A 23,270-nucleotide genomic window follows, 5' to 3' on the forward strand; every position below is an offset into this window, starting at 1 on the left:
TGATGGGCCGGCGTGGCTTCGTCTCAGACACGACGGGCCATCACCCGGTAGGTGATCACCAGCCCCAGCACGCACCACACCCCCACCAGGAGGAAAGGAGTCGGCGAGACGCCGCCGGCCGGGACGGACAGCGTCGTGCGGATGATCTCCGCCATCGGCTCGATCGGCAACGCCCGGTGGACGGCCTGCAGCCACTCGGGGAGCCGATCCGCGGGGAAGTTGACCGGCGAGAACATGAGGATGAAGAAGACCAGCAATTGTGTGACCATCAACGTGACCATCGGCTTGAACGCGTACGCCAGCCCGAATCCCACGGCGGTGCTCGCCAGCATCACCAGGAGGATCGCGGGGAGCAACAGCGGGCTGACCTGGAACGAGATATCCAGCCGTAAGCCGGCCAGGACGAACGCGGCGACCAGGCCGGGCAGGGACGCCAGCGACCAGATGCTCACATCAGCCATCATGATCGCCATGCGGGGCACCGGCAGGGTCTTGTCGTAGTCGAGGGTGCCGTCCTGCTTGCCTGTCGCGATCCCCTGGGGGGCGATCACCATGCCGATCGTGATGATGCTCATGGTGATGGACCCCGTGGCGAGATACATGAGGAAATCGGGGTGTGTGGCCTCGGGAGGGAGCAGATAGGAGAAGCCGAAGATGATGCCGACGGAGAAGGCGGTCTGCAGGATGACGAACATGGGCAGCTCTGCCTTGATCCGCAGGACTCGCCAGAGCAGCAGCAGTCGATAGCTGCGCCACCACCTAGACATGCTGATCACCTCTCGGCGCCAACCGCTCGACCTCCGCCGGGATGCCCGCATCGACGATGCGCACGTAGGCGTCCTCCAGACTCGTCGGGGTCAACGAGAATTCCTCGATGTGCCCGGCCTTCCGGAGCCCCTGGGCCCATTCGAGCGCCGCGGCGGCCGACTCCTGAGCCAGGGACACCGTCCAGCGCTGCCCTTGCCGGAGCGGGGAGCTCTCCACCCATCCCGGGCTGTCCGGTGCGAGCGCGCCCAACGACAGCGTCACCTCCAGTCGCAGACCGGCGGAGCCCATCCGGAGATCGGCGGACGTCCCCTCGGCCACCACCCGGCCCTTGTCCAGGATCACCAGCCTGTCGACGCTGCGCTCCGCCTCGACGACGTTGTGGGTGACCAGCAGGACACCGCAGCCCGTCATGCCCAGCATGCGGACCTGCTCCCAGAGCCGGCGGCGCCGGACGGGGTCGACGTCGTTGGTGGGCTCGTCGAGGATCATCAGCCTGCCGGGGACCGCCGCGGCCATGGCGAAGGAGGTCAGCCGCCGGACACCACCGGACAGGCGCTCACCGGAGGTCTTCGCCCAGTGCCCGATGTCGAGCGCCTCGATGAGCTCATCCGCGCGGGCCCGCGCCGCCGCCCGGCCTGCCCCGCGAATCCTGGCGATGACCTCTATCGCCTGCCGAGGAGTCACGCCGTCGAAGCGCGCCTGTGCCTGGGGCATGAAGGCGCACTCCTGGCGCGCGAAATCCGGATCCGCGACGACGTCCCGCCCGGAGAGGCGGACGGTGCCCGAGGTCGGTTTCGCGATGCCGGCGATCTGGTTGACCAAGGTGGTCTTTCCCGCGCCATTGTGTCCGAGCAGGCCGACGATCTCTCCCGCGGCCACGGAGAAGCAGATGCCGTCGTTGGCGACCGTGCCCTCTTTCCGGAACCCGCCGCGGTAGACCTTCGTGAGGTTCTCGATGAGCAACAACACGTTGGAAGCTCCCAAAGGATGTTATGCCTGCTGCCGCTCGTCCATGGCGCGGATCAGGCTGTTTGGGCGCATGTCAGTCCAACTGCTCTCGACGTGGGCCAGGCATTGTTCCCGGTTCCCGCTGAACGCCACGCGCCAGCCGGGTGGTACCTGCGCGAATTCCGGCCACAGAGAATGCTGGCCTTCGTCATTGATCAGGACGAGATAGTCGAGCGAGGGATCCTCGAATGGATTCGCCATGTGTCAACCTCTGATCGATATAAATCGCGAGTTCAACCGTATCCTCACCTGTCGAGCCGACCGGCAGCGAAGGCGGCAATTCTTCGGCAGTTCCGTCAGAACCGCTGATCGGCGGGCTGCAGGCGGAAGGCGAGGTTGGACTGCGGCAGGCCGGAGCGAACCACCTTCACGCAGCGCCAGCCACTCTCCGCGAACACGTCGAGCCACTCCTCGGCGGTCGGGATGTACTTGTCCATGGCGGCGTGCACCAGCATGAATCCCATCGTGAAGATGGTTTCATCCAGACTCGTGACATCGGGCAGGCGGCATTCATCGCACAGGATGAAGTCCCGGGCGTTCGGAAAGGCCTGGCGCAGCATGCGCAGGGTGCGGACGGCATCGTCCCGAGGCCAGAAGTCGTGGCCCATGAGGAACGCCGTGAGCAGATCGACCCGTTCGAAATCGGCTCGTGGACGCAACCGGGTGACGTCGTCCTGGACGAAGGACACCCGGTCCGCCACGCCCTCCTTCTCGGCGTCGACCTCCGCGAGCGCGACGGCCGGGCCGGCGATGTCCACCCCGATCCCCGATATTCCGGGCCGCTCGCGGACGAGAGAAATGAGCCGGCCACCGCTGCCGCAGCCGAGATCGGCGACCCTGGAGAAGTCCACGCCTTCGAGCGCCTCCTGGAAGGTGCGGTCGAAATAGAGGCGCGCGCCATCGCGTGAAGCGGCCACCACGGCCCGGATGTTGCGTCCCCAGGGATCTTCGCCCGCCAGGACCGGCAGGTCGAGGCCGCGCGCGAAGTCCGCCAGGTTGCTGAGCAGGCGGCCGTTCCCCGCGACGAGCCATTGGAAGAAGGGGCGCGCGAGGTCTGCCGCCTCGAAGTCGTGGCCACGTGCGGCTCGTGTGCCCTCAAGCCGCACGATATGCGCGGCGGCCAGGGCATCCGCGATCGCCTGGACGACCCCCCGCCGCAGGGAGTGATCGTCGGCGAACCGGCCCAGGTCCACCGGGTCGCCCTGGCGAAGGGCATCCAGCAAACCCAACTCCACGGCCGCGCTGAGCGCGTAAGCGACCACGGCGGAGTTGTAGACCCGGTGCACGCTGGATCCGACTGGGGGAACCACGACCTCGTGAATCGGGGGCGCATCCGGGGACTGGAGACTCATGAGGGTCCTTTCGGCTAATCAAAATGCCCGTATCTCCGGTAGCCATAAAGAAGCGGAGGGGCGGCGGTGTCGGCGGAGATCCGGATCAGCTCGCCGTAGACGATCCAGTGGTCGTGCAGGAGATCGGCGCGCACCACCCGGCAGTCCGCCACCGAATGGGCATGGGCCGAGTCCAGGTGCGGCCTGGCCGCGTCCGCGTCCAGCATCCACGGGATGTGCTGGAACCGGTCGGCTCTGCCGGACGCGAACAACTGCGCCGTGTGCCGGCTGTCCTGCCGGATCAGATTGACGGCGAACGCCTGCCGGTCGAGCACCGCACGGAGAGTGGGTCCGCCGTCTCGCAGGCACACCAGGAGAGTGGGGGGCTCCACAGTGACGCTGCACAGGGAGGTGCAGGTCATACCCCAGGGACGATCGTGGAGGTCCAGCGCGGTGACGACGGCGACACCTGTGGGGAAGGTGGTCATGAAGTCGCGCATCTGTGCCGCGCCGGCCTGCTCCTGTACCCGCGGTGTGAGAACCTGCTCCCTCGCTTCCGCGTTCATCGGCGTTCACGCGCTGCGGCTGGTGGAGGCACCATGGAGCTTTCTCAGCTGGTCCTTGCAGGTCGGCAACGAGGCCACCAGAGTGTCCTGCTGACGCTTGATCTCCTCGAAGAGCAGCTCCGCCTGCTTCACCGACTCCGGTTGGTGCGCGATCAACGGCAGCGGATGGTCGGGGTGGCAGTCCAGCCCGGAGAAGATGCAGTAGTAACTGCCGTTGGTCCAGAAATTGCGGAACTCAGCCTCGAAGTTCCCGTAGTAGTCGCCTTCGCTGACCACCGGCGGGTTGATCGGCAGACCGGCCCGGTAGCGCGCCATCTTGTCCCGCATGGCGTCGGGGAGATGGAGCTCCTTGTTGGCCTGCCAGAAGGCGGTGTCGACTCGCGGCGAGAAGTAGAAGTGCGCCTGGATGAAGTCCCGCGTGTCGTCGAACATCACTTCGATCTCGTTGTTGAACCGATTGACGAGCGTCTCGTCGAAGGCGCGATCGGGGAAGTTCTTGACCAGGAAGTGGATCGCCGCGTAGATGAAGTAGATGCCGGTCGACTCGAGCGGCTCGAGAAAACAGGACGCCAGTCCGATGCTGACGCAGTTCTTCACCCAGGCTCGGCGATTGCGGCCGACCCGGAAGCGGATGTGGTTGAGCTGCTGCTTGCTCGGATCGAGATCCCACAGGCGGCAGAACTCCTCGGTCGCCTCGTCCTGGCTGCAGAAATCGCCCGAGTAGACATACCCGGTGCCGAAGCGGCCGAGCATGGGAATCTTCCAGGTCCACCCGGAGCTCATCGCGATCGCCGAGGTGTAGGGCTCGACACCGTTGGCGTCGTCGTCATGCGGTACGGCTGTCGCCACCGCGCTGTTGCACAGCAGATGATCGCTCATGTCGATGAACGGCTCGGCGAGGAGCTTGTTGATGAGGAGCCCGCGGAAGCCCGAGCAGTCCAGGAAGAGATCGCCTTCGAGAGTGCGGCCCTGCTTGGTCCGGATCGATGTGATGAAACCCCGCTCGTCCTGCTCCGCGTCGACCATCTCGTCCTGGACGTGGACGACTCCTTGGCTCTGCGTGGCGAATCTCTGCAGGAAGGCGGCGACCAGGTGGGCGTCGAAGTGCCACGCGTAGCGGGTCGCCGGAGTGCCGTCCACCGCCCGCGGCGAGAGCTTCGCGTCCATGATGGGCGGCTCGCGGAAGCACGAGTAGTCGAACGGGACGTCGGTGCGTCCGCCGGCGAGCTTGTTGAACCAATAGTGCGACAAGGGCACCTGGTCCTGCTCGGGGAGCAAGCCGAACGGGTGATAGAAATGGTCGGTCCTGCCGCCCCACGGTCTCGCCACCGGCTGACCCCGGCCGGGCGTGCGCCAGTTGATGAATTTCACCGCCATCTTGTAACTGGCGTTGCATTCGCGCATCCACTCTTCTTCGGGGATGCCGAGGTAGTCGAAGAAAGCCCGCTGCAGGTTGGGGACGGTGGCCTCGCCAACGCCGATCTTCGGTAGGTTGGGCGCTTCAAGGACGGTTATCTCGACGGTGCCCTGGAGTGCCTTGCCCAGGTAGGAAGCCGCCATCCAGCCCGCGGTGCCGCCGCCGAGAATCACCACGCTGCGAATTCTGCCATCCATGTCGTGTGTACCTTCCTGGCCGAGTGATATTCACGTTGTGCGCCAGAACGACTCGACGCTATCTGGAGCGTGGTGTCGCGTACGGTGACGGAGACCGGATCCACGCTAACCGCCGCTCGGCGGAGCGACCGGCACCTCGGGCGGCAGAAAGCCGGTGAATCACCGCCCCGCACCCGGCGGTCGCCGCAGCCGTGCCCGCGGTGCCATCTGCCGGTGATCCGCCGCACAAGATGCCGTCCAGGACGAATGGCCGCAATTACATTGAATCACCGGATGGACGCGGGCCGGCATTGCTTCATCGAAAGGATTGGTGCGGTATGCCAGAGATAACCTCCGCCTTTGAGCACCGGCTGGTGGCGGCTCTGCAACCCTGGAGAAATCTGGTGCTCGCTCACACCCTGCACCAGGGGATGAACTCCGGCACCTTCGCCGCGATCCGCGACACCCCGGTTCCGCTGGACGAATTGAGCCGGCGGCTGAACATGAACCCGGAGCGTCTCGGCGGGTTCCTCCAGTATCTCGGCAACGAGGGATACGTCTCCGTCTCGGCCGCGGGATTCACGCTGACCCCGGCCGGCCGCGAAATGGAGCACTTCCAGCCCTGGTACAAACTCCTGGTCGGCGGCTACGGCGGTACCGTGGCGGAGCTGGAGAAATGCCTCGCCGCCGACGCCGGCTACGCGGGGCGCTCCGGCGTCGACGTCGGTATCGGCAGCTGCGGCATGAGTCTTTACGATGCCCTGCCGCTGACCGTCAACCTCATGTCGCACATTCCCGCCGGGGTGACGACGATCGTCGACCTGTGCTGCGGCAGCGGCGAATCGCTGGCCGACCTGGTGGAGGCGATGCCCGGCACGAAGGCCGTCGGCGTCGACCCCGAGGCCGGCAGCATCAAGGTGGCCATGGAGATGGCGGAGGAGCGCGGCCTGCAGGATCGGCTCCAGTTCCACGTCGGCGGGATGAGCGACGACCTCGATCTCGACCTGGATCCCGAGGGGACCTGCATCATCACCGCCTTCGGGCTCCAGGAACTGCTCGGCCAGCAGGGCAGGGACGCGGTCCTGCGGCTGGTCCGCGACGTGTTCAAGGCCTATCCGGCGGCCTATTGGGCGGTCATCGAGGTGGACAACCGCGCCGGCGACCCGGGGGTGATGGCGCACACGCTGAGCCAGGCCTATTACAACCCCTATTACCTGCTGCATTGCTTCGTCGAACAGCGCCTCGAGACGAGGGAATTCTGGATCGAGCTGTTCGAGGAAGCGGGCGCCGAGTTGCTCACCGCGCAGACCACCGACCCCAGGGTCGATTCGACCGGCCTGGAGGCCGGGTTCCTGTTCCGCGCGAAGACAAGGACCACTGCAGATGATTGAAACCCGGCGGGGTGACACGCCTGAACAGGCGGATTCGCCCAAGGTCGCCCTGGACACCAACGAAAGCCCTCTGGGGACGCCGCGGCTCGGTCTCGAGAAGGCGATGGCCAGCATGAACGATCTTCATCGATACCCTCGTGGTGCCCTGGACGAGGTGATCGGCCTCGTGGCGGAGACGTGGCAGGTCGATCGCCACTGCGTCGTGGTGACCAACGGTCTGGACGAGTCGATCGATCTCCTGATCTCCCTCGTCGACCGGACCTGGTGCCTGAGCCCGGGGTTCGAGCCTTACTGGACCCGGCCCGAGGCCGCGGGGAAGCTCGTCACCCGGATACCTCTGGACGACGCGGGCCAGCCGCGGGTTCCAGCAAGCAAGATCGGCCCCGAGGGCGTGGCCTTCATCATCCGTCCGAACAATCCCACCGGGTCCGTCGTGGACGAGGCCTGGATCTGGGAGCTGCTCGACTGCGTCGAACTGGTCTGCGTCGACGAGACCTACATCGGTTTCTCCGCCCACTCCGCGTTCACCGAGAAGATCGGGCAGCAGCCGAACCTGTGCGTCTTCCGCAGCCTGTCCAAGGAGTTCGGTCTCGCGGGCGTCAGGGTGGGGGTCATCCTGGCTCCGCCGTTGCTCGCCGCGCGGTTGCGGGAACGCCAGCGCTTCTACGGCGCCGACACGATCTCGCTCGCCGTCTCCGCCGCGGCCATGCGCGATGACGAATACCGGAGGGCTCATCGCGACTACATCATCCAGGGGCGGGCGGACCTCGTCTCCCTCCTCGCCGGTGATCCGCGGTTCATCGAGGTCCGCGACACGGAGGCGAGCTTCGTCGTCGCGCGCTGCCCCGATCCCGGTTCCGCCATCGCGGTGGAGTCCGAGCTGGCGGCTCACGGAGTTCTGGTCCGTGAGTGCTCACTGTTCGGCTGGCCGTCTTGGCTTCGGATCTCGGTCGGCACACCGGACGAGCACGCGAGGCTGCGCGACGTCTTGGCGGCCGGCCATGCCGAGAAAGCGAACGAGGAGAAGTGATCGTGGAGCCCTTCCCTTCCTACCGTCTCGCCGAGGACGACCTGAAACAGCTCGACAGCCTCATCGACGACCTGATCGACAGCGGATACGATCCGGCCGGGGCGGAGCTGTACAGCGCTCCATGGTCCATCATTCGCCGGCTGCCGCCCGCTCTCTGCGCGGCGCTGACCACCTTTCGGCTCCACGAGCAGTCGGCGGCCTTGGTCCTGGACGGCCTGGCGATAGACGACAACCAGGCGGGTCCGACGCCTCTCGACTGGAGTTCCGACTCCGCCGCGTCGGCCACCCGGCGAGAGGAGCTGTTCCTGGGCATGGTGGCGATGATGATGGGAGACACCTTCAGCTGGTCCACCTTGCAGGCGGGCCGGTTGATCCAGAACGTCATCCCGCTGCCCGGCGACGAACAGGAGCAGAGCGGTCACGGCAGCGAAGTCGAGCTGGCGTGGCACACGGAAGACGCTTTCCACCCCTATCGCTGTGACTACCTGCTTCTCCTGGGCATCCGTAATCGCGATGCCACGCCGACCCTGGTGTCGTCGATCCGGGACGTCCACCTCAGCGACAGCGACCGGGCGACGCTCTTCGAGGAGCGCTTCCAGATCCTGCCGGACAACGAGCATCTCCGGCAGCTGGCGGACGAGGCCTCGCATCACCCCGGTTTTCAGCGGATCCAGCTCATGCGGGACGACCCTCCGCCGGTCAGCGTGCTGTTCGGCGCGCGGTCGCAGCCGTACCTGAGAATCGATCCCTTCTTCATGAGGTGCGCGCGGGATGACGATCTCGAAGCGGCGGCGGCCCTGGAGAGGCTCACCTCCGAACTGGAGCGGGTCCAGCGGAACGTGGTCATCGCACCCGGCTCGCTGCTCATCCTGGACAATCATCTCGCGGTCCACGGCCGCAGGGCGTTCCAGGCCCGATATGACGGGACGGACCGCTGGCTGAAGAAGGCCATCGTCACCCGAGATCTCCGTAAGTCCCGTGACATGCGCGTAGCACCGGAGTCCCGCGTCATCGTCTGAGGGCAGCGGCCTGAGCGGCGGTCGGCGGCACGCCGACCGCCGTATGGATCAGCCGCTCAAGGCGGTGCTGCGATGGATCAAGCGGATCAACGAGAGCACCTGGAATCCCGGCCCGGACGGCCGCTGAACCGGTCGGACCATGCCCGCGAACAGCAGGTCGCGCACCTGGCGCCCGCTCTCCGCCGGCGTCTGGTCGGTCAGCCGGCCCACATCCTCCAAAGCGAACATGCCTGCCGGACGCGCGCACAGGGCGTTCAGGAGTTCCCGCTGCGCGGCGGGCAGCCGGCGCAGCCGTTCAGTCAGTACCCGGCTGTAGCGTGCCGGGTCGTCCTGGTCGGCGAGGTGGTTCAGAAAGGGGATGGAGTCGGTGCGGACCAGGTCGCGCAGGGTGGCCAGGTCGTGGAGGGCGAGCCAGGAGGCCGCCGACTGCAGGGCCCTCGGCAGGCCGTCCAGCCGCCGGCAGATCTCCGCCGCCTGTGCCCGTTCCTCGGGCCTGCGGCCGAGGCCCGGCCGCGAATGCCTCGCGTGCTCCAGGAAGATCTGCAGGGCCGGGTAGCGCTCCGGCTCCGGCTCGCAAGGTAGTTCCAGCGGTTGCACGAGGAAGACACGTTCACCGGGTACCCCCCACGGTTGCTCAGAAGTGATCAGCAGCCGCAGCCCCGGGCAGTTCCGCAGCAGCCGGCTGAACTCCTTCCACGACGGCGAAGCGGCGGGCGCTCCGTCGATCACAAGAAGTGCCGGTCCGCCACCCAGCAGCTCCTCCAGAAGGTCGCCGGTGGCGCTCCCGCTCGCGTCCTGCCCGTACAGCCGGCCGACCCACGAGCGCAGCCTGGCCGTCACAGCCTGGTCTCCGGTGGCCAGGTAGTCCGCCGCGGCGCCCGCGGAGGAATGCCACAGGACGGGCAACTGAGGCTCCCGGTGAAGCTGCGCGGCCACCTCCAAGGCCACCCGGGTCTTGCCCACGCCGCTCAGTCCCACGAGCTGGAGCAGCCTGACGCCCCCTTCTGCCAGCTCGTCACAGATCTCCCGCACTTCCGCGTCTCTGCCCCAGACGGTCTGGAGCGTGGCCGGCGGACTGAGCTCGGAGGTCTCCAGCCGGGTGCCGGGGGAGCCTGTGAAACGGCCGACTCCCGCGGCGGTTTCGAGGTCCCGGCGCGATCTCGGGCCGAGACGAAGCCCGTCCGCGATCAACCGGATGGTGTCGGCCCGGGGCCGGCGAACCCGGTCCTGCTCCAGATCCCGGATCGCCCGCACGCTGATGGTCGAGAGGTCGGCCAGCCCCTGCTGGGTCAGTCCGGCGCGGATGCGATGGCGGCGGATCAGGTCTCCAAGGCGCCGCGCGCCAGGCTCGCTCGCGCGGCCACTCAAGATCATTGTCATCGGGCTGCTCCTTGTGCCATGGCATGCGGGAACGGTTCGAGTCTGCTGGGAGGCGGCTACCTTCACGGGTGGCGGATGCTTGCCTTGGAGTGATCAGAGTCCGGTCTTGTGCCAGGGATTCACCTTTGTGGCAAGTGCCCGGCACATCCAGTTATAGACAGGAAGGATCTCTTACCACTCACGTGCCGGTCTCTCGCAGCTCTAATCAGGTGAGCGTCGCGTCCGGGAGTGCGCCGCCGCGGTGACCGTCCAGAGGACTTCCAGGAGATACGGCAGGCTGATCAGACAGGGCGATCCGGGGCAGGGCGGGGTCATCCGAGAGGGGTTTTTGCACGAACCATTGCCAAAAGGGAGAGGCGCAATATGTCAATCTTGAGCAAGAGTCCGTCGGCCGGTGGTCGGCATCATCTTCGTAACCTTCGGCCTGGGCGGTGAGTGTGACGGCTGGCACAGAGATTCCGATAGAGTTCGGCCTACTGGGACTACTGACAGCCAGCGTGTCCGGCTCGCCCGTGCGATTACAGGCCGCCAAGGTCCGCATCATCCTGGCCAGTCTCCTCCTGCGACCGAACAAGTCCGTGTCCACGGATGAACTGAGCGATCGTCTCTGGGGGGAGGACCCTCCCAAGGGTGTGCGAAGCGCTCTCCAGACGTACATCAACCGTCTCCGCAACGCGCTGGGCCCCGCGAGTCACCTCATCCGCACCGATTCGACGGGCTACCGCATCGAATTACCGGCCATGAAGGTGGATCTCGGCCTGTTCCGTGCGGACGTCGCGAAGGCGCAGGAAGCCAAAGCCAACGGAGATCTCCAATCGGAGGGCCGGGCGTTACGCGACGCCCTGTCGCGCTGGCGAGGTCTGCCTCTGGCGGATGTACCCTCCCCGTCCCTGCAGATCCATGAGGTTCCGCGGCTGATCGAGGAACGGCTGCGCGTTGTGGAGCGGCGCATCGACGTGGATCTGGAGCTGGCGCGGCACACCGATCTGGTCGGTGAACTCCGCGGCCTGACGGTCGAACACCCGCATCGTGAGCGGTTCTGGTTCCAGCTGATGACGGTGCTGTACAGGTCCGACCGCCAGGCCGAGGCGCTGGCCGCCTACGACCACATCAGGACCTTGTTGCGAGAAGAGCTGGGCATCGACCCCGGTCACCAGCTGAGGGGCCTCTACCAGCAGATCCTGACCGCCGATCAAGCTCACATCACGCCCGTTCCCGTCGATCGGTGGCGGCCGCCCTTCCAGGTCCCGCCCGATGTCAGCGACTTCGTCGGGCGGGCCGGGCACCTCGACAAGATCGCCACGCTGGTCGGCGCCGGCGACGGGCCCAGACCGGCGGTTCCGGTCGTCATCCTCTCCGGTCCGCCCGGGGCCGGTAAGACCGCGCTGGCGATCCATGCGGCACACCGATTACGGATGGCCTTTCCCGACGGTCAGCTCTACCTGAACATGCACGGGTATTCCACCCGGCCACCGATGACGGCCGGCGATGCCCTGGAAAGGTTTCTGCGCACGCAGCTGTCCCCGGAGATGATCCCGCACGACCTCGACGAGAAGGCGTCGGTCTTCCGGTCCCTGCTGGCCGATCGACGAGTCCTGATCGTCCTGGACAACGTCCAGAGCGCCGATCAAGTCCGCCCGTTGCTGCCCGGGGCGCCGACCAGCGCGGTGTTCGTCACCAGCCGCGACAACCTGCTGAGCCTCTCCGCGCTGAACGGCGCCCGGCGCGTTCCCGTGGGGATGATCTCACCCCACGAGGCCACTGCCCTCCTGGCGCGCATCCTCGGGCCCGAGCGGGTGGCCGCCGAATCCGCCGCCATCGACGCCATCGCCGAGCGCTGCGGATATCTGCCGCTGGCCTTGCGGATCGTGGCGGCCAACCTCACGGCGCTGCCGGGCATGAGCGTCGAGTCCATGGTCCAGCAGATGCGCGGAGACCGGCTGGCGGCGATGAAGATCGAAGGCGACGACGAAGCGGCCGTCTGTCAGGCGTTCGAGTTGTCCTACCGCACCCTGAAACCCGAGCTCGCAAGGCTTTTCAGCCTGCTCAGCATGGTCCCTGGCCCGCATTTCGACCGATACGTGGCGGCCGGGCTCGCCGACTGCCAAGCGGCGGAGGCCCAGCGGATGCTGGAGCGTCTCGCGGCGACCAATCTGATCTACAGCAGCGGGTCGGGGCAGTTCCGGTTCCACGATCTCATCCGCGACTACGCCCAGGAGCAGATGCGGTTCGCCTGGGGCGAACGCCCACAGCGAGGCGAACGCCCGCCTGTTCGCGTACCGCCTTCGTACGGCCCATGCCCCATGCCGTACGGGCTGCCCTGATCTTCATCAGCGGCAGCCCACCGGTGGCCACAGCGGCGGGACGAGCTTCAGGGTGCTTCGCCGGTCACAGGGGTCGGTGTGCCGTCCCGCAGGTGGGGGGTGTCGATGAGCCGGGAGAGGACGATCGAGCTCTTGGTCCGCACGACGAACGGCTCGGAGGCGATGCGTTCGATCACCTGCTCGACGTGGCGGACGTCCCGGGCGCGGATGTGCAGCAGCGCGTCCGCCTCCCCGGTGATGGTGCAGGCGGACACGACCTCGGGGTGCCGGCTGACCGCCAGGCCGATCTCGGTGGGAGAGGTCTTCCCCCGGCAGAACAGCTCGACGTACGCCTCGGTCGTCCAGCCGAGAGCCGAAGGCTCGACCCGCGCGGTGAACCCCGTGATGGCCCCACTGCTGAGCAGCCGATCGACGCGCCGCTTCACCGCGGGGGCGGAAAGCCCGATCAGATTGCCGATCTCGGCATAAGTAGAACGAGCGTCAGCGACCAAGGCCTTGACGATCGCACGGTCCAGCGCATCGAGCTCCACGCTGACCTGTATACAGCCGCTCCCGGTACCGCACACAACCGACATGGACGTGGCGCGCCATCGGCCCCCGGCGGTACGCCGCGATCAAGGATGGCTGGAGCCCGCGCCTCGGAGAGGGGCGGGCTCCTGTGGTGGTGGGTTCACGGCTTCTCTGCGTCGCCTGTGGCTTGTTCCAGGGCTTCCTCAGGGGACGCTTCCAGGTCGTCGCCTGCTTGGGCCAAGGCGGACTCCTTGTCCAGGCGGAGCCAGCTCGTGACGCTCTCGTAGGCGAACAGCACGCCGAGGTACAGAGTCAGCGCCGCGGCCACCCAGGTGCCGATCCCGAGGGCGGTGCCGAGGCCGAGCAGCAGGAGGCGGACCTCCCAGCCGAGGCCGGCCTGGAAGACCCAGGGAGCGGGCCAGATGCTCTGGCGGGTGCGGTAGACCGTGTCGTAGGTGTGGTAGCCGACGACGTAGATCAGGGCGAACAGCAGCCACTTGGGTGTGCCGGCGGCCAGGCCGACGAAGATGACGGCGATGAACTCGGTGCCGCGGATCAGCGGAGGGACGAGCCAGTCGAAGCGGCCGAGGTGGTCGCGGGGGGCGGTGGGGACGACCAGGACGGTCATGACCAGGGCGGGGAGGAGCATGACCCAGCCGGTGCCGGGGTCGAGGACGCCGGTGAGGCCGATGGCCAGTACGGCGGCCAGGGCGAGCAGTGAGGCGGGGACGGGGGGGAGGCCGCGGCCGAGGTGGTCGCGGAGGGCGGAGACCAGGGGGCCGTCGTCGCGGTAGGCGAGCAGGCGGGCCGTCTGGATGCGCCGGCGTTCCTCGTCGGGGTCGGAGAGGGGCGCGGCTGCGGTCTGCGGGTGAGTGATCATGCGAGCGACCTCGTCAGACGTCCGGTCAGGGTGTAGAGGGCGGCGACGCCGCCCCAGATCAGGAGCGTGAGGAACGTGACGCGAGGCTCGAACAGGGCCGCGGTGATCGCGATGACGGCGAACCGCTCACCGATCGGGAAGACGATCATCTTGCGTGCCCAGTGGACGGTGCGGAACCGCCCGGCCTGGGCCCACAGCCGCAGCAGGCTGCGCACCGGCGACACCTTGCCGGTCTTGCGCTTGGTCAGCTCCTCGCGCAGCGGCCGGTCGTTCACGACGGCGAGGTCCAGGGTGGGCAGCGGCGCCGGGGGCTTGCGCCGGTTGGCCGCGCCGAACGAGAAGTCCAGCAGGTGGCGCACCGACTGCAGCGCCAGCGCGACCAGCGCCAGCGTCCACACGTCGCCCTGCCCGGCGACGGTCGCGCCCACCGCGAGTCCCGCGAAGACGACGTACTCCTTGGCCCGGTCGAACGTCGCGTCCAGCCAGGCGCCGAGCACGCCGAACTTGCGGGCGTACCGGGCGACCTGCCCGTCCACGCAGTCGAACACGAACGCGAAGTAGATCAGCACGCCGCCCGCGACCGCCCCGGCCCTGGTGCCGGTGGCGAACGACAACGCCGCCAGCACGCCGAGCGCGATCGAGATCAGCGTCACCTGGTTGGGCGTCAGCCCGCGCCGCGCCGCCCAGCGGGCGATGAAGCGGGAGTAGGTGCTGACGAAGTAGGTGGTGAAGAAGCCGTCGGCACCCTTGACCGCGTTGTTCAGCCGGGCGCGGTCCTCGTCGTACCCGCTCATGGCGACCACGGCGGAGTCGGCGTCCTGCTGGGTGTGCACCCGCGTGTAGAACAGGTCGCGGCGGCCGCGCAGGCTCACCGCGACGCCCCGGCGCACCAGGCCCAGCACCAGCAACTGCACCAGGTCGTCCTCGGGCCCGAGCAGGTGGGCCATGTCCGCGAGCTCCCTGGCGGCCTCCGCCAGCGTGGCGGCGTGCCGCTGGTGCAGGTGGAGCGGGCCGAGCGCGACGGCGTTCGGCCGGGTGACCGCGTGGTACGCCGACCCGGCCGACACGATGCGCGCCCGGCCGGCCCGCAGGCGGACCGGCAGGCCCTCGTGCACGCCGCGGCCGATCTCGGGCACGGCCTCGTCGATCGGGACGGAGTCCTCACGGGCCGTCTCGCCGTTGTCCCCGTTGTCGGAGCCGTCGCCGTTGTCCCCCTCGCGCGGCTCCTTGGCGATCAGTACCAAGGCGCCCCGCTTGCTCTTGGTGAGCTGGTAGATCAGCTCGTCGTGCGTCACCGCGCACGCGGGGATGATGAAGAGATTGTCCGTCGCCTGCTCGGCGGCGTCGGCGAGCGCCCGGAGGTCCCCGGCGAGGTCGGGTGACTCCACCACCCGGCCGGGGTGGGCACGGAACTCGGCGGCGTCGCCCGGGCGGGCGATGGCCAGCGGCTCGGCGTCCATCGAGGTGAGCTGGCCGTACAACCGGCCGAGCACGGTGGGCGAGCCGGGTAGCGACGTCAGCGCCAGGCGTGCGGGCGGGACGGGCGGCTCGGTGGAACCGATCGGGCCGGGCGAGGCGCCCAGCAGGACCACGCGGGTCATGTCACCCTTTCAGCTGTGGTGCAGAGGCGGTGGCGAGCGAGGGGGGTGTCGCCAGGGGGGAAAGTTTAGTGACTGTTCTCACGTGGGACGTCATCGGGAATCCACCGAGACATATTCGTCGCATATCAACCACCGCACCGGGTCCACCGCGTACCACGTGCCCTTGTCGGCCGATGTCGGCCGGTGTCCGCACGCCGGAGGCCGTGACGTCCCTAGACTGGGCTGGTGAACCTCTACCGCGACGAGGGCATCGTGCTGCGCACCCAGAAGCTGGGCGAGGCGGACCGCATCGTCACGGTGCTCACCAAGCGCACCGGCAAGGTGCGCGGCGTCGCCAAGGGCGTCCGGCGCACCACCTCCCGGTTCGGGGCACGGCTGGAGCCGTTCACCCACGTCGACCTGCAGCTCCATGTCGGCCGTTCGCTCGACGTGGTCACCCAGGTCGAGACGCTGCGCCCGTACGGCGAGGCGCTGGTGGGCGACTACCCGAGGTACACCGCTGGCGTCGCGATGCTGGAGACCGCCGACCGGCTGACGGTGACCGAGAAGGAGCCCGCGCTGCGGCAGTTCCTGCTGCTGGTCGGCGGGCTGCGCACGCTGGCCGACCGGGGGCACGAGGCCCGGCTCGTCCTGGACGCCTACTTCCTGCGCTCGCTGGCCGTCGCCGGGTACGCCCCCGCGCTGGAGTCGTGCGCGCGGTGCTCCACCCCGGCGATCCGGGCGTTCGCCATCGCCGCGGGCGGCGTGGTGTGCGGGGGGTGCCGCCCGGCGGGCGCCGCGGTGCCGGCCGCCGAGACGATCGGCCTCATGATCGCGCTGATCCGCGGCGATTGGGACACCGCCGACGCCTCCGAGCAGCGCCACCGCACCGAGTGCAGCGGCCTGGTGGCCGCCTACCTCCAGTGGCACCTGGAGCACGGCATCCGCTCCCTGCGGCACGTCGAGCGCGTCTGACCTCTGTCATCACGTTTCACCGCATATCCCAGGAGAGAAGCACAACGTGAACGTCCGTCCGCCCACCCCGCACCCGTCCGGCGCCGTCCCGCCGCCGATCCCGCGCGACCTGCTGCCGAGGCACGTCGCGATCGTCATGGACGGCAACGGGCGCTGGGCCAAGGCACGCGGCCTCGCGAGGACCGAGGGTCACAAGGCGGGCGAGTCATCCCTGTTCGACGTGATCGAGGGCGCCATCGAGATCGGCATCAAGAACATCTCGGCATACGCCTTCTCCACCGAGAACTGGCGCCGCTCCCCGGAGGAGGTCCGTTTCCTCATGGGCTTCAACCGGGACGTCATCCGCCGCCGCCGCGACGAGCTGCACGCCATGGGGGTGCGGGTCCGCTGGGCGGGCCGCCCCGGCCGCCTGTGGAAGAGCGTCATCAGCGAGCTGCGCGACGCCGAGGAGATGACCAAGGACAACAGCACCATCACCCTGCAGTTCTGCGTCAACTACGGCGGCCGCGCCGAGATCGTCGACGCCGCCACCCGCCTCGCCAAGGACATCGCCGAAGGCCGCGTGAAGCCCGACAAGGTCAACGAGCGTATCTTCACCCGCTACCTGGACGAGCCCGACATCCCCGACGTCGACCTCTTCATCCGCAGCTCCGGGGAGCAACGCATCTCCAACTTCCTGCTCTGGCAGTCCGCCTACGCCGAGATGGTCTTCCTCAACCAGCTCTGGCCGGACTTCGACCGCCGCGACCTGTGGCAGGCCTGCGAGATCTACGCCAAACGCGACCGCCGCTACGGCGGCGCCCTGCCCAACCTCACCTGATCACCGGCTCACCGCCTTGGTGTACAGCCGGTTGGCGAGCGGCACGAACACGGCCAGCAGCAGCGCCGACCAGAGCAGCGTGGCCGTCACCGCGTGGCGCAGCGGCCACGCGGCGGGGGCGGGCATGCCGGGGGCGACGTTGCCGAACAGTTCCCGGGTGGCCTGGATGACCGTGGAGACCGGGTTCCACTCGGCGACGGCGCGCAGCGGGCCGGGCAGGCGGGCGCTGTCGACGAAGGCGTTGGACAGGAAGATCAGTGGCATCGACACGAGAGTGGCGATGTTGTTGAAGACCTCGGGGGTGCGCAGCGCCAGCGCGACCGCCGCGGTCACCCAGGAGTACGCGTAGGCGAACAGCAGCAGCGTCAGGAAGCCCAGCGCCGCCTCGTGCGGCGCCGTGTGGACGCGCCACCCGACGGCCAGGCCGACCAGGGCCATCGTCACGACGCTGGCCGCGTTCATCAGCACGTCGCCGAGGGTCTGGCCGGTCAGCACCGCCGAAGGGGCCATGGGCAGCGTGCGGAACCGGTCGAAGACGCCTTTGCGCAGGTCCAGGGTGAGGGTGTAGCCGGTGATCTGCGCACTGCTCACGATCGTCAGCACGAAGATGCCCGGCAGCAGGTACTCCCGGTAGGACATGCCCGGCAGCTCGATCATGCTGCCGAAGACGTAGGCGAACAGCAGCACGAGCACGACCGGCAGCATGATCACGGCGCCGAGCTGGTCGGGGGCCCGCTTGATCTTCAGGATGTTGCGCCTGGTCATGGTGAGGCCGTCGGCGAGGGCCACCTGGAGGGGGGTCATCGGTCCTGCTCCTTGGTGCCGGCGGGGGCGCCGGCCTGGTGTCCGGTGAGGGTGAGGAACACCTCGTCGAGCGTGGGCCTCCGCAGCCCGGCGTCCCGTACGGCGATGCCGCCGGCGGCGAGGTGCCCGAGGGCGATGGTGAGCGCGGCCGTGCCGTCGCTGACCGGGATGGTGAGCCGCAGCGCGGCGTCGTCGGCCCGCACGTCGCCCACGGCGAGGGAGGCCAGCGCCTGGCGTACGGCGTGCAGGTCGCCGGCGCTGGTCAGGGTCAGCTCCACGCGGTCGCCGCCGATCTGGTCCTTGAGCTCGTCGGCGGTGCCCAGGGCGATCACGCGGCCGCGGTCGACCACGGCGACGGTGTCGGCGAGCCGGTCGGCCTCCTCCATGTACTGCGTGGTGAGCAGCACGGTGGTGCCGCCGGCGACGAGCCCGGCGATGGTCTCCCACAGGCCCGCGCGGGCCCGGGGGTCGAGGCCGGTGGTGGGCTCGTCCAGGAACAGCACCGGTGGGCCGGCGACCAGGGCCGCGGCGAGGTCGAGACGGCGCCGCATGCCGCCGGAGTACCCCTGCGCGGGACGGTCCGCCGCCTCGGTCAGGTCGAAGCGTTCCAGCAGCTCGCGGGCCCGCTGCCTGCTGCGCCGGGCACCGAGGTGGTAGAGGCGGCCGACCATCTCCAGGTTCTCGGCCCCGGTGAGGTGGTCGTCGACGGCGGCGTACTGGCCGGACGCGCCGATGCGGGAGCGGAGCCGGGCGGCGTCCGCGACGACGTCGCACCCGGCGACCGTGGCGCGGCCGGCGTCGGGCTTGAGCAGGGTGGTGAGGATCCGGACGGTCGTGGTCTTTCCCGCGCCGTTCGGGCCGAGCAGGGCGAGTACCGTGCCCTCGGGGACCGACAGGTCCATGCCGTCGAGGGCGATCACGTCGCCGTACCTTTTGACCAGCCCTTCTGCGGTGATGGCGGGGGGCATGTCTCTCCTTGCGTGCCGGGGCATGACGAGATGGCGGGCGGTCGTGCGCCGGCCGTCCGCGGTGTGGGGGAGATTCAGATGTCGAGGTCCTCGACGGCGGGGCGTTCCGCCATCTCGGCGATCAAGTCGTAGAACTCGTCGGGGATCCGGCCGCGCAACTGCTCGAAGGTGTCGACGACCTCCAGCGTGGCCTCACCCTGGATGAAGCCCCAGTTCGAGTCGCGCAGCCCGAGGTAGGTCCGCCACGCGCCGCGCGAGAACAGCCCCTCCAGCCAGTTGTCGCCTTCCATGTCGTCGGTGTGCTCAGGCGAGCGGTCCACGTGCAGGACGAACTTGCCCTTGCGCGACCGGTACACCCGGAACATCTCCACGCGGGAGCCGGCCGTCCGGCCCCACTCCCCGAGCAGCACGCCCGAGAAGCGCTGCTTGCGCCCGGCGCCCTGGCCGACCTGCACGACGATCTCGTCGTAGCCTTCCTGGCGGCCCTCCTCCGTCTCGACGTACCGCCGCAGCGCCAGGCTGATCGCCGCCGACAGCTTGCCGCCCGCGAGCTCCTGCGCCCGCTGGAACACCGGCAGGTCCTCGTCCGAGACGTAGATCGTCTTGTTGGGCATCATCCATCCTCACTCGTATACGTATAACACTACGTATATTTGGCTCGCGACCGCAAGAGCCCGGTTTTTGTCGGTGCCCGCCGCCACAATCGGCGCATGGAGAAACCCCAGATCGTCTCCCCCGAGGAGTGGCGGCAGGCCCGCGACGAGCTGCTCACCGCCGAGAAGGAGCTCACCCGTGCCCAGGACGCCCTGGCCGCGCGGCGACGCCGCCTCCCCATGGTGAGATTCGTGAACAAATACACCTTCGACACCCCGACCGGCCCGAAGACGCTCCTCGACCTCTTCGAGGGCCGCGGCGAGCTGGTCGTCTACCAGTTCATGGACGTCGGCCCCGACCACTACTGTTCCGGTTGCACGGCGTTCACCAACAACGTCCCCGTCACCGCCCTGCCGACGCTGGAGGACCGCGGCGTCTCCTGGGCCAACGTCTCCAACATGCCCCTGGCCCAGATCGAGGCCTACAAGGCGAAGATGGGCTGGACCCTTCCCTTCGTCTCCTCCCACGGCACCACCTTCGCCGCCGACTGCGGCTCCGACCCCGGCTTCATGGTCACCGTCTTCCTGCGCGACGGCGACGACATCTACCGCACCTACAACACCACCGCCCGCGGTGTGGACCGCCTGCTCTTCTCCAACAGCGTCCTCGACCTCACCCCCTACGGCCGCATGCAGGACTGGGAGGACTCCCCGGCGGGCTGGCCCCAGCGCCCGACCTACGGCTGACCGGGGCGCGCCACCCGGACGTCAGCGGCTCTCACGGAGCAGGGCGTCGCCGGCCGGGGTGCGCCGGTACCGCACCGCGGGCCCGCGGCGCACCCGGCTCACCAGGCCGGCGCCGAGCAGCACGCTCAGGTGGCAGGACACCGTGGACGGAGCCAGCCGGTGGCGCCGGCTCAGCTCGGTGGTCGAGCGCGAGGCGCCGAGGTCGCGCGGGATCGCGACGCGACTGGTCCCGATCAGGCCCGGCAGCGCCGCGTCCGCCTTCGGCGCGGCGGCCTGCCCGCCCGCCGGGTAGGCGATGAACGCGTCCAGGGGGTCGCACACCTGCACGTGCAGGTCGGGCCACCCGAGCAGTGACGGCGACAACACCAGTTCGCTGCCGCTCAGGTCGCCGGCCCCGTCGTACGGCTTGACGATGCGCATCTCCTCGGGCGTCCGGTCGAGGTCGGGATGCAGCGACTCCAGCACACGGCCGACGCCGCGCGTGGCCATCAGGTGCGCCCGCCCGGCGACCTCCGCGGCCAGCCGCTCCTCAAGCGCCTTCCGCTGGCCGGCGAGCGCCGTCGTCCATAAGCGGCCCGACCCCCGGCCTCGCTCGCCGCTCCGCCCGCGAGAACGGCTGTCCAGCACTCCCGGCGGTACACGCGGGCATCGACCTGACCCCGCCCGAGCCCGCCTCCGCCTGACCCGAGCCCGGCGTTCAGGCGCGGCGGCGGGCGCGGTAGGCGGCGACGTGCATGCGGTTGCCGCAGGTGCGGCTGTCGCAGTAGACGCGGGAGCGGTTGCGGGACTCGTCCACGAAGACCTTGGCGCAGCCGGGGGCGGTGCAGGTGCGGAGGCGTTCCCATTCGCCCATCACGAGCAGGTGGGCCAGGGCTACGCCGCAGTCGGCGGCCAGGTGTTCGACCAGGGAGGCGCCGGGGCCGAAGTAGTGGACGTGCAGGGGGTAGCCGTCGTGTTCGGTCAGGCGTGCGGTGATCCGGGTGCGTGCCAGGAGGGTGTTCACGCGGTTCACGGCGGTGCCTGGGTCGGGGGAGGTGAAGATGGTGTGGAAGGTGGTGCGCAGGTTGCGTAGTTGTTCCAGGTCGGACGGGCCGACCTCGCCGAGGCCGCTGACCTTGTGGCGCCGGACGTAGGCGGCCAGGTCGGCCACGGTCTCCAGGCCGTCGGTGCCGTCCGAGGCGGTCTGCGGGGCGCTGTTGATCAGGTCGGCGACGGCGGCGAGGGAACACGCCATGTCATGCCCGAATGGCATTCGCTTTTCTCCCATGACCCGGTGGACCCACGTGACCGTTCCCGCCAGAAAGCGTATCTCCTCCCGACCCCGAAAGGTCACCGCGAGAACACAGATCGGCGCCGGCCGGTCAGAGGGCCAGCAGGGCGATGACGGCGAGGGAGCCGGCGGTGGTGAGGGCGAAGCGGGTGACGGTCAGGTGACGGAACCAGCTCGGGAAGGGGCGGAGGGCGGCGGTGACGAGGGCGGCGGCGTCGACGCGCTGGAGGGCGGGGTCGCCTGACTTCTGGAAGGCGGCCCGCAGATAGGGGGTGACGAAGACCTGGGCGGCGGTGATGAGGCCGCCGGCGAGGAACAGCACGGGGTGGAGGATCAGGGAGAGGAGCCTGCCGGTGGGGTGGCCGGCGAGGTTCAGCGTGGCGAGGGCGGCGGCGGTCAGGGCGATGGCGGTGGAGATGGCGAGGGCCGTGGTGGTGGCGGAGAAGTCGATGCCGCGGCGGGTGAGGGTTGCCGGGTCGGCGTCCTGGCGGGCCAGCTCGGCTTCGGCGGCGCGCTGGGCGGCGGCGCCGTGGCGGTGGGCGAGGGCGGGGGTGATGAGGAAGGCCGCGGCCAGTGAGTACTGGAGGCTCGCGGCGGTGATCACGGTGGCCGTAGGCATGGGCATCCCCCTGTCGGTGAGCACTTGCACACTGTTCAAGTCAAAGGGTAGGGATGACTTGAACAGTGTGCAAGTGGGAAGTTGAACGGTGTGCAAGTGGCGGGTCTATGCTGGGCGGGTGCCGCGAGACACGTTGACCCGGGAGCAGATCGTGCGGGCCGCCGTGACGCTGCTCGACGACGAGGGGATCGAGGGGCTGAGCATGCGGCGGCTCGGGGCGCGGCTCGGGTCCGCGGCCACCGCCGTGTACTGGCACGTCAGGAACAAGGACGATCTCGTGGTCCTCGCCAGTGACGCGGTGTGGGCGGAGATCGAGTTGCCCGACGCCGGCCGGGTGGGGTGGCGGGCCGCGGTCACCGCGATGGCCGAGGACGCCTATGCGATGATCATGCGCCATCCGTGGCTGGTGCCGGCCATGAGCACCCATGTGATCTACGGGCCGGGGAAGGCCCGGCACGACGACCACGCGCTGTCGGTGTACGAGGCGGCCGGGTTCGCCGGCGCCGACGCGGAACACGCCGCCACCCTGGTGTTCACCTTCGTCCTCGGCATGGCGCTGGGAACGTCCGCCGAGGTGGCGTGGCGCACGCGCCTGCGCCGTGAGGAGGACGGCGGCGAGGAGAAGGTCCGGGCCGTCATGGAGCGCGTCACCGAGATCGCGACGGGTTTCCCCCACCTGCGGGCCCGCACCGAGGCATGGCAGGCCGCCGAACCGGACACCGCCGCCGGCGGCGAGCTCGCTTTCGGCCTCCAGGCCATCCTCGACGGCCTGGAGGCCCGGCTCGCCAGGCTCCGCTGACATCCGGTCCGCCGTAGCGCGGCGCCGGATTCGCCGCCCCGCGCCCCGCCGTACCGGCGCCGGAAAGAGGCCGGGGTGGGTGACCGGTGCGCCGGTGGCGCGGAGAGGCCCCGGGTGTGCCGGTGCGTCGGTGGCGCGGGGGGCCGGGGTGGGGCTGATGTGCCGGGTGGCGCGGACGGGCCCGGGGTGTGCCGGTGCGTCGGTGGCGCGGGGGGCCGGGGTGGGGCTGATGTGCCGGGTGGCGCGGACGGGCCCGGGGTGTGCCGGTGCGTCGGTGGCGCGGGGGGGCCGGGGT

General features: G+C 69.1%; 24 protein-coding genes. 8 read left to right on the forward strand and 16 right to left on the reverse strand.

The features are described from left to right. Positions 1–23: 23 nt before the first annotated feature. The 6 genes from ABGB17_RS16270 to ABGB17_RS16295 all read right to left on the reverse strand — a co-directional run bounded on the left by ABGB17_RS16270 (position 24) and on the right by ABGB17_RS16295 (position 5,266). Complete coding sequence (locus ABGB17_RS16270; protein ID WP_347630179.1) at positions 24–767, reverse strand: ABC transporter permease; 744 nt, start codon at positions 765–767, stop codon at positions 24–26. Next, positions 760–1,737 (reverse strand): ABC transporter ATP-binding protein, encoded by a 978-nt coding sequence (locus tag ABGB17_RS16275; protein ID WP_347630181.1) that lies wholly within the window; start codon positions 1,735–1,737, stop codon positions 760–762. Before ABGB17_RS16275 ends, ABGB17_RS16270 begins: the two co-directional genes overlap by 8 nt. Positions 1,738–1,758: 21 nt before the next feature. Further along, on the reverse strand, positions 1,759–1,977 hold the full coding sequence (locus ABGB17_RS16280; protein ID WP_347630183.1) for an MbtH family protein: 219 nt from the start codon (positions 1,975–1,977) through the stop codon (positions 1,759–1,761). Between the two features lie 95 nt (positions 1,978–2,072). After that, positions 2,073–3,062 (reverse strand): class I SAM-dependent methyltransferase, encoded by a 990-nt coding sequence (locus ABGB17_RS16285; RefSeq protein ID WP_347630185.1) that lies wholly within the window; start codon positions 3,060–3,062, stop codon positions 2,073–2,075. Between the two features lie 80 nt (positions 3,063–3,142). Continuing rightward, the gene (locus ABGB17_RS16290) at positions 3,143–3,673 is read right to left on the reverse strand and encodes a flavin reductase family protein (protein WP_347630186.1); all 531 of its coding nucleotides are present in this window, start codon (positions 3,671–3,673) and stop codon (positions 3,143–3,145) included. Between the two features lie 6 nt (positions 3,674–3,679). Further along, the gene (locus tag ABGB17_RS16295) at positions 3,680–5,266 is read right to left on the reverse strand and encodes a tryptophan halogenase family protein (RefSeq protein ID WP_347630188.1); all 1,587 of its coding nucleotides are present in this window, start codon (positions 5,264–5,266) and stop codon (positions 3,680–3,682) included. Positions 5,267–5,604: 338 nt separating this feature from the next. Between ABGB17_RS16295 and ABGB17_RS16300 the strand changes: the two genes are divergently transcribed. Genes ABGB17_RS16300 through gntD form a run of 3 tightly spaced genes read left to right on the forward strand, consistent with a single transcriptional unit; the run spans position 5,605 to position 8,706 of the window. Next, positions 5,605–6,657 (forward strand): methyltransferase domain-containing protein, encoded by a 1,053-nt coding sequence (locus ABGB17_RS16300; protein WP_347630190.1) that lies wholly within the window; start codon positions 5,605–5,607, stop codon positions 6,655–6,657. Beyond that, entirely contained in the window at positions 6,650–7,687 is a 1,038-nt protein-coding gene (locus ABGB17_RS16305; RefSeq protein WP_347630191.1) for a histidinol-phosphate transaminase, read from the forward strand. Before ABGB17_RS16300 ends, ABGB17_RS16305 begins: the two co-directional genes overlap by 8 nt. Beyond that, positions 7,684–8,706, forward strand: a complete 1,023-nt coding sequence (gene gntD / locus ABGB17_RS16310; RefSeq protein WP_347630193.1) for a guanitoxin biosynthesis L-enduracididine beta-hydroxylase GntD — start codon at positions 7,684–7,686, stop codon at positions 8,704–8,706. The genes ABGB17_RS16305 and gntD overlap by 4 nt, the downstream gene beginning before the upstream one ends. Before the next feature lie 48 nt (positions 8,707–8,754). On the opposite strand, the gene ABGB17_RS16315 is transcribed toward gntD, so the two are convergent. Continuing rightward, positions 8,755–10,086, reverse strand: coding sequence for a helix-turn-helix domain-containing protein (locus ABGB17_RS16315; RefSeq protein WP_347630195.1), 1,332 nt, complete (start codon positions 10,084–10,086; stop codon positions 8,755–8,757). A gap of 497 nt (positions 10,087–10,583) precedes the next feature. On the opposite strand from ABGB17_RS16315, the gene ABGB17_RS16320 reads away from it, so the two are divergent. Continuing rightward, entirely contained in the window at positions 10,584–12,410 is a 1,827-nt protein-coding gene (locus ABGB17_RS16320) for a BTAD domain-containing putative transcriptional regulator (RefSeq protein ID WP_347630197.1), read from the forward strand. A gap of 47 nt (positions 12,411–12,457) precedes the next feature. On the opposite strand, the gene ABGB17_RS16325 is transcribed toward ABGB17_RS16320, so the two are convergent. The 3 genes from ABGB17_RS16325 to ABGB17_RS16335 form a co-directional block, all read right to left on the reverse strand. Further along, the gene (locus ABGB17_RS16325) at positions 12,458–12,940 is read right to left on the reverse strand and encodes an Lrp/AsnC family transcriptional regulator (RefSeq protein ID WP_347630199.1); all 483 of its coding nucleotides are present in this window, start codon (positions 12,938–12,940) and stop codon (positions 12,458–12,460) included. Between the two features lie 140 nt (positions 12,941–13,080). Then, positions 13,081–13,800, reverse strand: a complete 720-nt coding sequence (locus ABGB17_RS16330; protein WP_347630201.1) for a DUF5941 domain-containing protein — start codon at positions 13,798–13,800, stop codon at positions 13,081–13,083. Continuing rightward, the gene (locus tag ABGB17_RS16335; protein WP_347630203.1) at positions 13,797–15,401 is read right to left on the reverse strand and encodes a CDP-alcohol phosphatidyltransferase family protein; all 1,605 of its coding nucleotides are present in this window, start codon (positions 15,399–15,401) and stop codon (positions 13,797–13,799) included. Before ABGB17_RS16335 ends, ABGB17_RS16330 begins: the two co-directional genes overlap by 4 nt. 225 nt (positions 15,402–15,626) lie before the next feature. Here ABGB17_RS16335 and recO point away from each other — a divergent pair, with 225 nt between their 5' ends. Both recO and ABGB17_RS16345 read left to right on the forward strand, forming a co-directional pair. Further along, positions 15,627–16,355, forward strand: coding sequence for a DNA repair protein RecO (gene recO / locus ABGB17_RS16340; RefSeq protein ID WP_347630205.1), 729 nt, complete (start codon positions 15,627–15,629; stop codon positions 16,353–16,355). Positions 16,356–16,401: 46 nt separating this feature from the next. Continuing rightward, the gene (locus ABGB17_RS16345) at positions 16,402–17,175 is read left to right on the forward strand and encodes an isoprenyl transferase (protein WP_347630207.1); all 774 of its coding nucleotides are present in this window, start codon (positions 16,402–16,404) and stop codon (positions 17,173–17,175) included. On the opposite strand, the gene ABGB17_RS16350 is transcribed toward ABGB17_RS16345, so the two are convergent. From ABGB17_RS16350 to ABGB17_RS16360, 3 genes are all read right to left on the reverse strand, one after another. Beyond that, on the reverse strand, positions 17,176–17,979 hold the full coding sequence (locus ABGB17_RS16350; protein WP_347630209.1) for an ABC transporter permease: 804 nt from the start codon (positions 17,977–17,979) through the stop codon (positions 17,176–17,178). It abuts the gene before it with no gap. Further along, complete coding sequence (locus tag ABGB17_RS16355; RefSeq protein WP_347630211.1) at positions 17,976–18,947, reverse strand: ATP-binding cassette domain-containing protein; 972 nt, start codon at positions 18,945–18,947, stop codon at positions 17,976–17,978. The genes ABGB17_RS16350 and ABGB17_RS16355 overlap by 4 nt, the downstream gene beginning before the upstream one ends. A 74-nt stretch (positions 18,948–19,021) precedes the next feature. Further along, entirely contained in the window at positions 19,022–19,561 is a 540-nt protein-coding gene (locus ABGB17_RS16360; protein ID WP_347630213.1) for an EXLDI protein, read from the reverse strand. A 96-nt stretch (positions 19,562–19,657) separates the two neighbouring features. On the opposite strand from ABGB17_RS16360, the gene ABGB17_RS16365 reads away from it, so the two are divergent. Beyond that, the gene (locus ABGB17_RS16365; RefSeq protein ID WP_347630215.1) at positions 19,658–20,287 is read left to right on the forward strand and encodes a DUF899 family protein; all 630 of its coding nucleotides are present in this window, start codon (positions 19,658–19,660) and stop codon (positions 20,285–20,287) included. A 21-nt stretch (positions 20,288–20,308) separates the two neighbouring features. Here ABGB17_RS16365 and ABGB17_RS16370 read toward each other — a convergent pair whose 3' ends face one another. The 3 genes from ABGB17_RS16370 to ABGB17_RS16380 form a co-directional block, all read right to left on the reverse strand. Next, positions 20,309–20,914 (reverse strand): ArsR family transcriptional regulator, encoded by a 606-nt coding sequence (locus ABGB17_RS16370; protein WP_347630217.1) that lies wholly within the window; start codon positions 20,912–20,914, stop codon positions 20,309–20,311. Positions 20,915–20,984: 70 nt separating this feature from the next. Continuing rightward, positions 20,985–21,539: a CGNR zinc finger domain-containing protein gene (locus tag ABGB17_RS16375; RefSeq protein WP_347630219.1), complete on the reverse strand. Its 555-nt coding sequence runs from the start codon at positions 21,537–21,539 to the stop codon at positions 20,985–20,987. 109 nt (positions 21,540–21,648) lie between these two features. Continuing rightward, complete coding sequence (locus tag ABGB17_RS16380) at positions 21,649–22,176, reverse strand: hypothetical protein (protein WP_347630221.1); 528 nt, start codon at positions 22,174–22,176, stop codon at positions 21,649–21,651. 118 nt (positions 22,177–22,294) lie between these two features. On the opposite strand from ABGB17_RS16380, the gene ABGB17_RS16385 reads away from it, so the two are divergent. Further along, positions 22,295–22,975, forward strand: coding sequence for a TetR/AcrR family transcriptional regulator (locus ABGB17_RS16385; protein ID WP_347630223.1), 681 nt, complete (start codon positions 22,295–22,297; stop codon positions 22,973–22,975). Positions 22,976–23,270 lie beyond the last annotated feature (295 nt).

This window comes from Sphaerisporangium sp. B11E5, assembly GCF_039871875.1.
Classification (GTDB): domain Bacteria; phylum Actinomycetota; class Actinomycetes; order Streptosporangiales; family Streptosporangiaceae; genus Sphaerisporangium.